13 protein-coding genes are annotated in these 12,787 nt (G+C 71.2%); 9 read left to right on the top strand and 4 right to left on the bottom strand.

The window, feature by feature from the left end; all coding sequences use genetic code 11:
• Window positions 1-11: 11 nt before the first annotated feature.
• Window positions 12-785, bottom strand: a complete 774-nt coding sequence (locus AC5L35_RS19935; RefSeq protein ID WP_495061164.1) for an alpha/beta fold hydrolase — start codon at window positions 783-785, stop codon at window positions 12-14.
• A gap of 176 nt (window positions 786-961) precedes the next feature.
• Between AC5L35_RS19935 and AC5L35_RS19930 the strand changes: the two genes are divergently transcribed.
• From AC5L35_RS19930 to AC5L35_RS19915, 4 genes are all read left to right on the top strand, one after another.
• On the top strand, window positions 962-1,828 hold the full coding sequence (locus AC5L35_RS19930) for an alpha/beta fold hydrolase (protein WP_495061163.1): 867 nt from the start codon (window positions 962-964) through the stop codon (window positions 1,826-1,828).
• 63 nt (window positions 1,829-1,891) lie between these two features.
• Entirely contained in the window at window positions 1,892-2,170 is a 279-nt protein-coding gene (locus tag AC5L35_RS19925; RefSeq protein ID WP_495061162.1) for a hypothetical protein, read from the top strand.
• On the top strand, window positions 2,163-2,444 hold the full coding sequence (locus AC5L35_RS19920) for an SH3-like domain-containing protein (protein ID WP_495061161.1): 282 nt from the start codon (window positions 2,163-2,165) through the stop codon (window positions 2,442-2,444). Before AC5L35_RS19925 ends, AC5L35_RS19920 begins: the two co-directional genes overlap by 8 nt.
• Window positions 2,441-3,028 carry a nitrile hydratase subunit alpha gene (locus AC5L35_RS19915; RefSeq protein ID WP_495061160.1) on the top strand — a complete coding sequence of 196 codons (588 nt, stop codon included), beginning with the start codon at window positions 2,441-2,443 and terminating at the stop codon, window positions 3,026-3,028. Before AC5L35_RS19920 ends, AC5L35_RS19915 begins: the two co-directional genes overlap by 4 nt.
• Window positions 3,029-3,033: 5 nt before the next feature.
• Here AC5L35_RS19915 and AC5L35_RS19910 read toward each other — a convergent pair whose 3' ends face one another.
• Window positions 3,034-4,974 (bottom strand): multicopper oxidase family protein, encoded by a 1,941-nt coding sequence (locus AC5L35_RS19910; RefSeq protein WP_495061159.1) that lies wholly within the window; start codon window positions 4,972-4,974, stop codon window positions 3,034-3,036.
• A 370-nt stretch (window positions 4,975-5,344) separates the two neighbouring features.
• On the opposite strand from AC5L35_RS19910, the gene AC5L35_RS19905 reads away from it, so the two are divergent.
• The 3 genes from AC5L35_RS19905 to AC5L35_RS19895 all read left to right on the top strand — a co-directional run bounded on the left by AC5L35_RS19905 (window position 5,345) and on the right by AC5L35_RS19895 (window position 8,096).
• Window positions 5,345-5,842 (top strand): winged helix-turn-helix transcriptional regulator, encoded by a 498-nt coding sequence (locus AC5L35_RS19905; protein WP_495061158.1) that lies wholly within the window; start codon window positions 5,345-5,347, stop codon window positions 5,840-5,842.
• A gap of 91 nt (window positions 5,843-5,933) precedes the next feature.
• Entirely contained in the window at window positions 5,934-6,866 is a 933-nt protein-coding gene (locus AC5L35_RS19900) for an enoyl-CoA hydratase/isomerase family protein (RefSeq protein WP_495061157.1), read from the top strand.
• Window positions 6,867-6,869: 3 nt separating this feature from the next.
• Window positions 6,870-8,096: a CaiB/BaiF CoA transferase family protein gene (locus tag AC5L35_RS19895; RefSeq protein ID WP_495061156.1), complete on the top strand. Its 1,227-nt coding sequence runs from the start codon at window positions 6,870-6,872 to the stop codon at window positions 8,094-8,096.
• A 106-nt stretch (window positions 8,097-8,202) separates the two neighbouring features.
• On the opposite strand, the gene AC5L35_RS19890 is transcribed toward AC5L35_RS19895, so the two are convergent.
• Together AC5L35_RS19890 and AC5L35_RS19885 are read right to left on the bottom strand one after the other, a co-directional pair.
• Window positions 8,203-8,877 (bottom strand): response regulator, encoded by a 675-nt coding sequence (locus AC5L35_RS19890; protein WP_495061155.1) that lies wholly within the window; start codon window positions 8,875-8,877, stop codon window positions 8,203-8,205.
• A gap of 73 nt (window positions 8,878-8,950) precedes the next feature.
• Window positions 8,951-10,156 (bottom strand): sensor histidine kinase, encoded by a 1,206-nt coding sequence (locus AC5L35_RS19885; RefSeq protein WP_495061154.1) that lies wholly within the window; start codon window positions 10,154-10,156, stop codon window positions 8,951-8,953.
• Between the two features lie 262 nt (window positions 10,157-10,418).
• On the opposite strand from AC5L35_RS19885, the gene AC5L35_RS19880 reads away from it, so the two are divergent.
• Complete coding sequence (locus AC5L35_RS19880; RefSeq protein WP_495061153.1) at window positions 10,419-10,769, top strand: DUF6223 family protein; 351 nt, start codon at window positions 10,419-10,421, stop codon at window positions 10,767-10,769.
• A gap of 169 nt (window positions 10,770-10,938) precedes the next feature.
• Complete coding sequence (locus AC5L35_RS19875; RefSeq protein WP_495061152.1) at window positions 10,939-12,741, top strand: response regulator; 1,803 nt, start codon at window positions 10,939-10,941, stop codon at window positions 12,739-12,741.
• The last annotated feature ends 46 nt before the right edge of the window (window positions 12,742-12,787 follow it).

Raw genomic sequence — 12,787 nt, 5'->3', positions numbered from 1 at the left:
TGACCCGGTGATCAGCCCTCGGGCATCGGTGCATCGAGGAAGTGCAGCACCACGTCCAGGACCAGTTCGGTGCGGGCGAGCCCGAAGAAGTGCGTGGTCCCCGGGAACACCGCCAGCTGGGAGGCCGGGACGCCCGCGAAGTCGCCGTTGACGTCGCCGCCGCGCAGCCGGAGGAACCTGGCCGCGTGGTCGAGCGTGACCATGTCGCAGTCGCCGACGGTGATCAGGGTCGGGGCGGCGATCCCCTCGATGTCGGCGTCGGCCCAGCCGGTGAAGCCCTCGTCGAACGTCCCGAGCTTGTCGAGCAGGTCCTGCAGCCTGTCGGGGTGCGGTGACTTGGCGCGGTACTCCTGCTCCATCGGCGTGCCCGCGATCATGTCGACGGTCATCGAGCCGACCGCCGCGGTGTTCTCCGGGCGGAGCCCGTCGGGGTGGAACGAGGCGGACGACACGATCACCTTGCGGACCAGTTCCGGGTGCTTGACGGCCAGGTGCAGGGCCGTCCCGCCACCCACGCTGAACCCGAAGACGTCGACCTGCGCGATGCCCAGGTGCTCGAGCACGCCGACGACGTCGGAGGCCAGGTCTGCGCTCCGGAGCAGCCGGTCGGCGTCGTTGGTCCGCCCGTGGCCCTGGAAGTCGACGGCGATCACGTGGCGGGTCGCCGACAGGCCGGGGAGCAGCGCGCCGAACTGCAGGTCGATGTTGAACAACCCACCGTGCAGCAGGAGCAGCGGAGTTCCGCCGGAGCCGTGGATCTCGTAGTACATCTGCAGGCCGTTCACCGGGGCGTATCCGGTTCGGGGCGCAGCACTGTCCGATTTCGGCATTTTGCGAGTCTTCAGCTGTCCCGACACCTGGTCAACTACGTTCGCGGCACGTCGCCTCGGCGACCGATGAGTTCGGGGCCCGCCGGCGGTCGACACCGCTGTAATCGCCGCAGACGTCCAGGAGGCCGCCGATGACCACCACGATCACCACCCACACCCTCGACGCGCCGGGCGCCACCATCACCTACGACGTGCGCGGCACCCTCGGTGCGGGCACACCGCTGCTGCTCATCGGCTCCCCGATGGACGCGCAGGGCTTCACCACGCTGGCCGGATACTTCGCCGACCGCCCGGTCGTCACCTACGACCCCCGGGGCACCGCGCGCAGCACGCGCACCGACGGCCACGGCGAGATCACACCCGACGATCACGCCGGTGATCTGCAGCGCGTCGTCGAGGTGATCGGTGGCGGCCCCGTCGACGTGCTCGCCAGCAGCGGCGGCGCGGTCAACGCCCTGGCCTGGGTGGCCCGCCACGGCGAGCAGGTGCGCACGCTGGTGGCCCACGAGCCGCCGCTGGCCGAGATGCTGCCCGACCGTCAGGCGATCACCGCGGCCACCGAGGACATGTACCAGACCTACCAGCGCGACGGGCTGGGTCCGGCGATGGCCAAGTTCCTCATCATCGTCAGCTACGACGGGGAGTTCCCCGACGGTTACCGGTTCCCGCCGGTCGACCCCGCGCAGTTCGGCCTGCCTGTCGAGGACGACGGCAGCCGGGACGACGCACTCCTCGGACAGAACCTGCGCAAATGCACGGGCTACCGGCCCGACCTGGAGGCGCTGCGGGCGTCCGGTGCCCGCATCGTGCTGGCCCGGGGCGAGGCCTCCAACCAGACGCTCGCGGCCCGCGGCGCCGACGCGGTCGCTGAGGCGATCGGGGCCGAGCTCGTGCGCTTCCCCGGTGACCACGGCGGGTTCCTGGGCGGTGAGTACGGCATGCAGGGTGAGCCGGAGGCCTTCGCCCAGCGGCTGCGTGAGGTGCTCGACGGGGCATGAGGGGTGCGCCACGGGGGGAGGATCGGCGGGGGGATCCGCCCGTGGCGCACTAGGCTCCCAGTCATGTCGCGGGTGAACGACGTCGGCGGGCAGTCGGGCTTCGGGCAGATCGCCGTCGAACCGGACGAGCCGCCGTTCCATGCCGACTGGGAGGCGCGGGTGTACGCGCTCAACGTCGCGATGCTGCGGCAGGGGGTCTACAACCTCGACCAGTTCCGCGATGCGATCGAGCGGATGCCGCCCGCCGAGTACCTCGCCGCGTCGTACTACGAGCGGTGGATGGTGGCCGTGGAGACGTTGACGGCGTCCGCGGCTCCCGCATCGCTTGCGGGCGATGGCTGAGCCCCGGTTCGCGGTGGGCGACCGCGTACGCGCACGGGCGGTGGACCCGCCCCACCACACCCGGCTTCCGCGGTACGCCCGTGGCCAGGTCGGCGAGGTGGTGGAGATGCAGGGCACGTGGCCGCTGGCCGACGAACGGGCGCAGGGGTTCGCGGAGCCGCGGGTCGAGCCGGTGTACACGGTCCGGTTCCCCGCCGGGGCTCTCTGGGGGCCGCCGGGCGGCCACTGGGTGCAGGTGGAGTTGTGGGAGTCCTATCTGGAGGTCGCGGCATGAGTGGGCACCACTCCGACTCGGAGATCGCGGTCCGGGTGCGCAGGCTCGAGGAGCGGCTGATCGGTGCCGGCCTGACCAGCGACGACCAGCTCGACGGCATCATCGGGCAGATCCTGTCCGGATCGCCTGCCAACGGAGCCCGGGTCGTGGCCCGTGCCTGGGTCGATCCCGCGTTCCGCGAGCGCCTGCTGGCCGACGCGAACCAGGCGCTCGTCGAGCTCGACCTGTCGATGAGCACCGGGCCGCAGACGCAACGGTTCACCGTCGTGGAGAACACCCCCGCGGTGCACAACGTGCTCGTCTGCACGCTGTGTTCGTGCTACCCGATCGGGCTGCTCGGCCCCTCGCCGTCCTGGTACAAGAGCGAGGCCTACCGGGCACGCGTGGTCCGGGAGCCGCGTGCGGTGCTGGCCGAGTTCGGGCTCGACCTGCCCGCGGAGACTGAGATCGTCGTGCACGACACCAGCGCCGAGAGCAGGCACATGGTGCTTCCCCTGCGCCCGGACGGCGCGGCCGGCCTCGGCGAGGCCGACCTGGCGGCGCTGGTGACCCGGGAGGGGCTGATCGGAACAGCCGCGGTGTAGCCCCGTCAGCCGTTCATCATCATCCCCATCATCAGGTTCTGGATGGTCAGCACCGCAGGCGGCATGACGACGAGCGGCCGCATCATGCCCTCGTCCTCGTGGTCCAGGATGTGGCAGTGGTACACGTACCGGCCGGTCTCCTGGTCGAACTGTCCGGCGACCGTCACCATCTCGTTCACCGGTAACCCGACGGTGTCCTTCCAGCCGGACTCCGAGACGGCGATCGGCCGGGACGCGCCGAACCGGATCGGTCGGGTCGTGCCACCGAGGGTGGTGTCCAGCCCGCTGGGGTCGAGGGCCCGGCGCTCGATCAGCTGGAAGTTCATCAGGTGGATGTGCATGGGGTGCACCAGAGGCCGATTGGCCGGATCCACGTTGAGGAAGGTCCACTTCTCCCAGCTTCCCGACGCGGCGAAGAAGTTGGTGGTCTCCTCGAAGCTCTGGGCCGCGATACGGAAGGTTCGCGTCCCGCCGGGTACCGCGATCTGGACGATCCCGGCGCCGGTCTTCGCCTTGGGGCCAGCGTCGACGAGTTCCATCATCTTGGGCATGCCGCCGGCGTCCCTCGAGAGCATCACGAAGCGCTCGACCGCGTCCTTCGGCACGTCGGCGGCGGTGATGCGGGTGAAGGTGCTGATCTTCTTCGGCGGTTGGTAGGCGGAGCCCGTCCGAGGGGCGTTGCCGACCCGGAACTGCATGACCTCGGGGAACGGGATGCCGACCCCGGGTGCCGGACTGCCGGCCGGAACGGTGGGGACGGTGTTGACGAGCCGGAGGTTCGCACCGGGGAACGCGGCGAAGTCGACCAGCAGGTCCACCCGTTCCGCCGCATTGATCGTCAGTACCCCGTCGACCGTACGAGCCGTGTCGAGCAGGCCCCCGTCGGTGCCGATCACCTGGATGGCGCCCGTGACGGGCTTGCCGGTCTTCTCGTCGAGGAGGGCCAGCGCATAGGCCCGCGCGACCGAGGCGTTCACCATCCGGAAGCGGTAGGCCCTGGCCTCCACCTCCAGGTACGGCCACACCCCACCGTTCACCATGGTGAACGGGCCGGTGGTCGAGACGGCTTGCGGCATGACCCCGGGCGTGACGGGGCCGAGTAGGACGCGCTTGACGAGGATCTGACCGTTGATCAGGCCTGCGGGGTCCGTGTCGAAGTTGATGTCCGCGAGCATCAGCGGGATCTCGTACGCACCGCTCGGCAGGCCGAGACGCTCCTCGTTCGGGTCCCGGATGATGTAGTTGCCGATCAGCCCGGCCGTGACGTTCAGAGCGGTGATCGGCATGGCGTGGTCGTGGTAGAAGAGATGGGCCGCCGCGTTCTGGTTGGGGTACTCGCAGAGCTGCGCGCCGCCGGGCGTCACCCCCGAGTCGGCCAGCCCGTCGCCCACGGCGTGCTGGTGTCCTCCGTGGACGTGAACCGAGGTCCACGGCGTCAGCCGGGTGAGCTCCGAGCGCGCCGGAGCCCCCTCCGCGCCGGGTCCGTTGGCGGCCGCGACACCGGGCGGCGGGCCCACCGGCTGCACGAAGACGCCCTTCACCGGGATGGTGCCGGTGAGCTCGTTCTGCCACGCGATGCGGACCTTCTGACCGCTCTCCACCTCGATCGTGGGGCCGGGGTAGTGGCCCTCGTACGTCCACATCGGAGTGGGTGGCAGCTGGGAGTGCAGCCGGACATGCTGGGAGACGAGCTTGACCACGTTCATCCCGCCGGCCTGGGGCCTGAGCGTGGGAGGGATCTGCAGCGGGTCCATGAACGGCGTCAGCGTGGAGACCTGCGGGCCGGCCGGTCCGTCCCGCAGCGGACCTGACCCCGGAGCGATGAGCGACGTCTCGGCGGCCGACGCACTGCCGACGTCGCCACCCACCAGTTGCGTTCCACCGTAGACGACCGCGGCCGCGGTACCGGCAATTCCGAGGAAACTACGCCGACTGTGCTGACTCACTGTTCTGAAAACCTCCGCATCTGACGTGATCTCGGTTCTGTCCCATTCCTCGACCGCCCGGCGCGCGAGTCACGGACAAGAAGCATCTCGTATGGCCGCGTTCCTGGAGGTGCTGAGTTCGCGCGTGAAACATGTCGCGCGTCACAATCTCGGGAACGGGTCGGGAAAACCGGACACGGCAGGCTGGTGCACAAGTCCTTTGCGCCGATGAATGGTTGCGTTCAGCCATTGTGGGCGGCATCGATGAGGGGGCTGTCAAGCGCGGCGATCGTGCCCGTTCGGGGGGAGCGCTCCGTTGCGCGAGCCTGTCCTGGGTGCCGGCTCGTAGACTGTTCAACAGCAAGTCAGCCGGCGCGGCCCAGGAGGACGAATGGCAGCACCCCGACGCGGGGACGCCCGAGGCCCCTGCCCGATCGGGCGGGCCATCGACGTGCTCGGCGACCGCTGGACGCTGCTGGTGCTGCGTAACGCCACGATCGGCATGTCCCGGTTCGACGAGTTCAAGGTGGACCTCGGAATCGCCGACAACATTCTCTCGGACCGGTTGAGGCAACTGGTGGAACACGGTCTGCTCGCGAAGCGGCCCTACCGGGACGGTGGAGGCGGTCGCACCCGCAGTGAGTACCGGCTGACCGAGGCGGGCGCCGCGATCCTGCCGGTGCTGCACGCGCTGCAGGACTGGGGGTCCGCGCACACGGGTCCGGCCGAGCCCACTGCTCCGATGCAGGTGGTGCACCGCACGTGCGGCGAGCCCTTCGAGCCTGGTCGCGACTGTCCTCGCTGCGGAGTCCCCGTCCCGCGCGAGGAGGAGGCCTGGCTGCGCCCGTGGCGTTCCCCCGAGCCGAGCCCGCTGGCGCCTGCCGTCTGAGTCGGCACTTTCCTGGTGGTCGCTCGTCGGACGATTCGGGAGCTCGACCCGGTGATCGCCTCCGGCGTCATCCCGCAATGATTCGCGCGCAATGAACAAGATCATCCAGAATGTCCTTATCGTCTGGCTTGCATATCAGAAGTCTGCTGATTACGTTAGCCGTGCCTGGTTGGCTGATCGAGTTAGAACGTCCTGGAAAGGACCTTCGATGTCCATCGCAGATACCACTCGGACCTCCGGCGGCGATATCGGCTCGCCGGTCGCACAGCGTCTCGACGGGCCGGTCGCGGTGATCACCATGAACCACCGCCCCTACAACCTGCTGGACCCGGAGCTGTCCCAGCGCCTCGTCGACGCCCTCGGATGGGCGGGCGGGTCGGGTGCGCGCGCGGTGATACTCGACAGCGGCCTGCGGCACTTCTCCGCAGGCGCGAACCTCGATCAGATGCTGGAAGCGGCTGATCGCGGTGACGGCGAACTGGGCTGGCCGATGCTGGAGGTGCTGCGGGGCTTCGAGGAGCTGCCGATCCCGATCGTCGCCGCGGTGCACGGCACCTGCGTCGGCGGCGGACTGGAGCTGGTGCTGGCCTCCGACCTGGTCATCGCGAGCGAGTCGGCGAAGTTCGGCTCGGTGGAGGCGACGGTCGGCCTGCACCCGCTGATGGGAGGCATCCAGCGGGTGGCGCAGCGGGCCGGTGCGGCGCGGGCCAAGGAGATGGCGATGCTCGGACGCCGCTACGACGCGCGCACCCTGGAGCGCTGGAACGTGATCAACCGGGTGGTGGCCGACGAGCACCTCGCCGACGCCGCCGCAACGCTGGCCGGTGAGCTGGCCGCAGGTCCCACCGTCGCGCACGCGGCGACCAAGGCGCTGGTGACGGTCGCGGTCGATCGCGGTGTGCGGGCCGCGGACGAGGCGATGACCGAGCTGCAGAAGCCGATCGTCACCTCTGCCGACTTCCGGACCGGGGTGCGCTCGTTCAGACAGAACGGGCCCGGCATGGCGATCTTCGAGGGGCGCTGAGCCATGGCGCCGCTGACCGGACTGCGCGTCGTCGACTTCTCCCGGGTGCTGGCGGGGCCACACTGCGCCCAGAACCTCCTGGATCTCGGCGCCGACGTGATCAAGATCGAGCCTCCGTCCGGAGACCTCTCCCGCCGGGCGTACCCGAGAAACGGCGAGATCTCCGGCTACTACGCCCAGCAGAACGCCGGCAAGCGCAACATCTCCGTCGACCTCAACGTGCCGGGCGCGCGGGAGATCGCGCTACGGCTGTGCGACGAGGCCGATGTCATCGTGGAGAACTTCCGCCCCGGCACCCTGGCGGCCTTCGGGTTGGGCTACGAGGACGTCGCGGCGCGCAACCCGCGCGTCGTATACGTCTCGATCAGTGGTTACGGCCAGCACGGGCCGTGGCGGTCTCGCGCGGCCTACGCCCCCACGGTGCAGGCCGAGTCCGGTCTCACGAAGCTCTCCGATGCGCACTTCGGCGCCGGCGACGGCCAGCTGCGCAGCGACTCGCTCTCACACGCCGACGTCTACTCCGGGTTGCACGCCGCGATCGGCGTCCTGGCCGCGTTGCGTGAGCGGGAGCGCACCGGCCGAGGTCAGTACATCGATGTGGCCATGGCCGCGGTGATGCTGGCGATCAACGAGCGCGTACACGTCGACCTCTCGGATGCCGAGCTCGGCGCGGAGACCCCGGTTCTGGGCGCCACCGACTGCGCGTTTTTCATCGGGCCGGACGGCACCCGGTTCGTCAGCCCGGTGAGCCTGGTCGGAAGCATGTCGTTCCCGCTCTACCTGGCCGCGATGCGCCGGGCCGATCTCGCTGACGACCCGCGCTTCGCCACCCTGCACGCCCGTGCGGCGAACCTCCCGGCCCTGCACGCCATCGTGCAGCGCTGGATCTGGACCTTCGACGACTTCGACTCGCTCGACGCGCAGCTGGACGAGGCCAAGATCGCCAGTGGCCGGATCCGCGACATCACCGAGATCGCCGAGAGCGAGTGGGCGGCGCTGTGGGGAGCCACTCGGACGGTGCCGGACGGCGCGGGCGGCCGGATCACCGTGCCCGGCCTGCCCTGGCACTTCACCGGCGCGGTCGACGACGGTGAGGCCGCTCCGCCGAGGGCGCCCGCCCGCCAGGGCGAGCACAACGAGGAGATCGTGCGCGAGCTGGGCTACACGGACGAGGAGATCGCCACCCTCACCAAGACCGGCGTGCTGGTGCAGGCCAGAGGAACGTCCTGACCGAGAACCGGTCTCCCGTAGCGGGCAAACCTGCGGGGTGTTGCATGCGTGGGCTGCGAATGGGATCACTACGCAGTCGAGCCGATCGCCGGCAGGCGCGGAATGGTCAGTCGGTGGGGTCGGGCGGTTCGACCAGGCGGTGCCGGTAGGCCAGCGCGACCAGTTGTGCGCGGTCGCGGGCGCCGAGTTTGGTCATGGCGCGGCTGACGTGGGTCTTGGCGGTGGCGTGGCTGATGGTGAGCTCGTCGGCGATGTCGGTGTTGCTCAGGCCGTGGGCCACGAGCCCGACGATCTGCTTCTCGCGGGTGGTGAGCCGGGCCAGGGCGTCGGTGTCGAGTCGCGCGGTCCGGGGGGTGAGCCGGGCGATCAGCCTGCGGGTCAGCCCGGGGGACAGGAGGGCCTCGCCGCCGGTGACGACGCGGATGCCGTGCAGCAGTTGGCGGGGTTCAGTGTTCTTGATCAGGAAGCCTGCGGCACCGGCACCGAGTGCTTCGATCACGTACTCGTCGTGGTCGAAGGTGGTGAGGATGAGCACGTGGACGGCGGTGAGGTCGGGGTCCGCGGCGATCTGCCGGGTGGCGCTCAGCCCGTCGACGCCGGGCATCCTGATGTCCATGAGCACGACGTCGGGGCGGGTCTGCCTGGCCAGGTCCACCGCCGTGGCTCCGTCGGCGGCCTCGCCGACCACGATCATGCCGGGCTCGGTGTCGATGAGTACCCGGAAGCCGCCCCGGACGAGGGCTTCGTCGTCGGCGATGAGCACACGGATGGGCTCGGTCACCGCTCAGCGCCCTGGAGTCTCGCGGGTCGCGGACGGGTGGCCTGGGAGCGGGACGGCTGGACGCACGGGGACATCATCGCGGGTTCGGTACGGGCAGGTCGGCGCACACCTCGAAGCCGCCGTCGGGGTGCGGGGCCGCGGTGAGCCGGCCGGACAGCGCGCGGGCCCGCTCGCGCATCCCGTCGATGCCGTGGCCGGGATGCTCCGCCGCGGTGTCGCGGGCGTCCGCGACGGCAGTGGGGCCGTCGTCGTGGACCCGGATGAGCAGCCGCGACGGTTCGTGCCTCAGCGTGAGCCGCACGGTGCGAGCCTCCGCGTGGCGGAGCACGTTGGTCAGCGCTTCCTGGACGATCCGGTAGGCGGCCAGATCGACCGGGGCGGGCAGCGGCCCTGCGTCGCCGTCGACGGTCAGCTCCACCCGTAGGCCTGCGGCCTCGGCCGTGCCGACCAGTTCGGGGAGCCGGTCGAGCCCGCCGCGCGGCGCACGCGGTGGTCCGGTTGCCTCCACCGCGGACGTATCGGTGCGCAGGATGCCGAGGATGGTCGTGACGTCGGTGAGGCCGTCGTCGCAGATCTTCTTGATCGTGGCGAGTGCCTCGCGGGCCTGCCCGGGGCGTTGTTCGATGACGTGCAGAGCCACACCGGCCTGCACGCTGATGGTGGCCATGGTGTGGCCGAAGACGTCGTGCAGTTCGCGGGCGATGCGCAGCCGTTCCTCCGCCGCGATGCGGCGCGCCCGCTCCTCACGGCTCTGGGTCTCCCGGGTGAACCGGGCGCGGGTGGCCGCGAGCACCGCCCGGTTGTAGCCGACGGCCGCGCCGGCGCTCCCGGCGGTGGCCACCAACAGCGCCACCTCGGGCACCACACCGGCGGTCTCGGTGTCACCGAGCACCACCCGGATCGCGATGATCTGGATCAGCGCGGTGGGCACGGCGCCCGCCAGACCCCAGCGCCAGCCCCGGTGGGCCGCGAGGGTGTAGCAGCCGATCAGCGGGGCCAGCGTGATCAGCCGGCCGGGATGGCCGCCGAGGAACCAGACGACGGGAACGGCGTTGAGCACCAGCAGCGCCGCGATCGGGTAGCGGCGGCGCACCGCGACCGCGGCGGCGACCGTCGCGGCCAGCGCGACCGCTCCCGCGTCCAGCAGGCGAGGGCTCGCGCCCGCAGCGGGCCCGATTCCGGCGACGGTGGCGGCGAGGAGCGCGACCGCCACCCCGACCCCGAAGCCCGCGTCGGCCACGACCGGCCAGAGGCCGCCGTGGCGCACCGCTTCACGCACGCTGATGACCATTCCCCGCCCTTCGATCCGGGCGCAACCGGACATTCGCCCGGCTCATCCTGGGGGTGTCACCGCGGGGTGTGCATCCGCCGGGCGTGGTGTCCCGGCACTACCGCAGCGGTCGGGGGCGGCTACCACCGGCGGCTGACCGTACGTCGGGGGCGGTAGCCGGGAAACACCACGCTCGCCCGACGCGCCGGCGCCGCCCGGCAACCACTATCGGACAACAGATGACGCCATGACCCCGGCGAAGGGACCCTCGATGTCCGTCCAGCACCTGATCACCGCAGCTGTCATCGGCTCCGGATCCGGGAGACTCGGAGCCAACGTGGCCGCCGTCGTGGGGCTGGTCGCCCTGGTCCTCGGTGGGCTGGCGCTGGCCCGCTCCGCCGGCCGTACCGGCTCCGGCTCCGGCTCCGGGCGAAGGGGGGCGATCGTGGCGCTGGTCGTGGGTCTGGTCGGCATCGCACTCGCCGGGCTGCATCTGGCCACCAACACCGGTGACTTCGGCACCGGCTCCGGGCGAGCCGGTGCCATCGTCGCCCTGGCCGTAGGGCTGATCGGCATGGCACTCGGTGGGCTGACTCTCGCCCGTTCCCACCGCACCGGCTGACCGGACCACGACGTCGGATCGGTGCCGCTCTCGACCGGCGGGCACCGTGCAGAGCGTGGTGACCAGCCGTTCGAGGGGAACCGGGCGCCGCCGGCGCGGCTACCATCCGAAAGATGCGGGACCGACGCGAACGCGTGCACGGGCGCCCGGGGTGAGCGGTGAGGAGACCGTGGCCGTCGGGGATCGACAGCGCGCCCGGGTCAGCCCGTACGAGCAGGTCGACGCTCTGACCGGAGCCGTCGAGGACCTCGCCGGTCAGTTCAGCCTGCAGCCGTTGTTGCACCGCATCCTGCGCCGTGCAGTCGTGCTCCTCGGCGGCGACGCAGGCTCGATCTCCACCGTGGACGAGCGGGCCGGGACCTATCGCAAGCAGGTCGACCTCGGCGTCGGCTGCCAGGAGGGCAAGGTCTTCTCGCTGCGTGAGGGCGCCACCGGCGCGGTCGTCGCAAACCGGGCGCCGGTGGTGTTCGACAGCTACTCCCAGGTCAGCGGGGGCCACGTCGCCCCGTCCGACCGGACCCGCCTGCACGCCACCGTCGCGGTACCCATCGAGTGGGGTGGCGAGATCATCGGGGCGTGCGTCGTGTTCAGCACCGATCCCCAGGTCCGGTTCCGGGACGAGGACATCGAGCTGCTGGGACTGTTCGCCACCCACGCCGCCATCGCCATCGTCAACGCGAGGCTGCACGCCGAGGCCGCCGGGCGCGCCCGGCGACTGGCCGTGAGCGCCGAGCGGGAGCGGGTGGTCCGCGACGTCCACGACACCGTGGCCCGGGCCCTCGGGTCGATCCTCCTGCACCTCGACGCCTGCGACGAGCCGGTCGGGTCGGCCCACATCGCCGCCGCCCGGGATGCGGCCCGCGCCGCGCTCGCCGAGACCCGGCGGACCGTCCTCGGCCTCGGGCCCGCCCTGCTCGAACAGGGCTCGCTCGAGGACGCTGTCGCCGTCGAGCTCGCCTGGGCACGCTCGACCACGGCGCTGCGCACCGACCTCGTCGTCACCGGCGAGCCGCCGGCGTTGCCGCCCGAGATCAGCCAGCAGGCACTGCGCCTGGTGCAGGAGGCGCTCACCAACGTCGTCACCCACGCCAGGGCGGCGTCGGTCCGGGTCGGGATGATGTACGGCGCCGAGGACGTCGCCGTCGTCGTCGAGGACGACGGGGTCGGGTTCGACCCGGCTGTGCTCACCGATCGCCGGCGCTCCGGCCTGGGCCTGCACGGGATCGTCGCGAGGGCGCACCGGCTCGGCGCCGAACTCGAGATCGAGTCGACGCCGGGGTGGGGCACGCGGGTCCGGGCACGGATCCCCTACGAGCCCCGCGATGCGGGCAACGCGGTCCGCGCGGACGTGCCGTGGCGCGTGCTGGTCGTCGACGTGCGGCCCGTCGTGCGAGCAGGCCTCGTCCGGTTACTGGCGCAGGCCGAGCCCGACATCCTGGTCGTGGGCGAGATCGGCGACGCTCGTGAGGTGGTCGACGCGGTGCGGGTGCTCGACCCTCACGTCGTCCTGCTCGACCTGCGGATGCCGGTGCTCGACGGCGCCCGGCTGACCTCCTACATCCGCGCCGCCGGACCGGGGGTCTCGGTGCTCGTGATCACCGACGACCTGTCCGACGAACTGCTGCGGGACGCCGTGCAGGCCGGTGCCTCCGGATGCATCGGGACCGACCTGGACGGTTCGGCGCTCGCCCGCGCCGTGCTCGCCGCGGCCCGCCGGGACGCGCCGCCCATCGAGACGGTGCTCGGCACCTTCCGCGGGCGCGACCGCGCGGGCAACGACCGGCTCACCACCCGAGAGCGCGAGGTACGCACCCTGGTGGAGCTCGGCATGCGCGACAAGCAGATCGCCGACCGGCTCGGGATCTCGGCGAAGACCGTCGAGAAGCATGTCGGGGCACTGCTGCGCAAGACCGGTGCACCCAACCGGACGTCGCTCGCCCGCTGGACCGACCTGTCCGGCGCAACGCGGTAGGGATTTCCCCCAGACGAAGATGGGGAGAACCACGCCTGGAAACGCG

The sequence above is a fragment of the Pseudonocardia sp. OZ21 genome (assembly GCF_059359135.1).
Note: the sequence above shows the minus strand (reverse complement) of the source record. Positions and strands in the feature narration are given on the sequence as shown.

What these genes read in the sequence shown, in the direction of transcription:
- AC5L35_RS19930 (WP_495061163.1), top strand. Translation starts at nt 962, where the DNA reads ATGACCACCACGATCACCACCCACACCCTCGACGCGCCGGGCGCCACC.
- AC5L35_RS19925 (WP_495061162.1), top strand. Translation starts at nt 1,892, where the DNA reads ATGTCGCGGGTGAACGACGTCGGCGGGCAGTCGGGCTTCGGGCAGATC.
- AC5L35_RS19920 (WP_495061161.1), top strand. Translation starts at nt 2,163, where the DNA reads ATGGCTGAGCCCCGGTTCGCGGTGGGCGACCGCGTACGCGCACGGGCG.
- AC5L35_RS19915 (WP_495061160.1), top strand. Translation starts at nt 2,441, where the DNA reads ATGAGTGGGCACCACTCCGACTCGGAGATCGCGGTCCGGGTGCGCAGG.
- AC5L35_RS19905 (WP_495061158.1), top strand. Translation starts at nt 5,345, where the DNA reads ATGGCAGCACCCCGACGCGGGGACGCCCGAGGCCCCTGCCCGATCGGG.
- AC5L35_RS19900 (WP_495061157.1), top strand. Translation starts at nt 5,934, where the DNA reads ATGAACAAGATCATCCAGAATGTCCTTATCGTCTGGCTTGCATATCAG.
- AC5L35_RS19895 (WP_495061156.1), top strand. Translation starts at nt 6,870, where the DNA reads ATGGCGCCGCTGACCGGACTGCGCGTCGTCGACTTCTCCCGGGTGCTG.
- AC5L35_RS19880 (WP_495061153.1), top strand. Translation starts at nt 10,419, where the DNA reads ATGTCCGTCCAGCACCTGATCACCGCAGCTGTCATCGGCTCCGGATCC.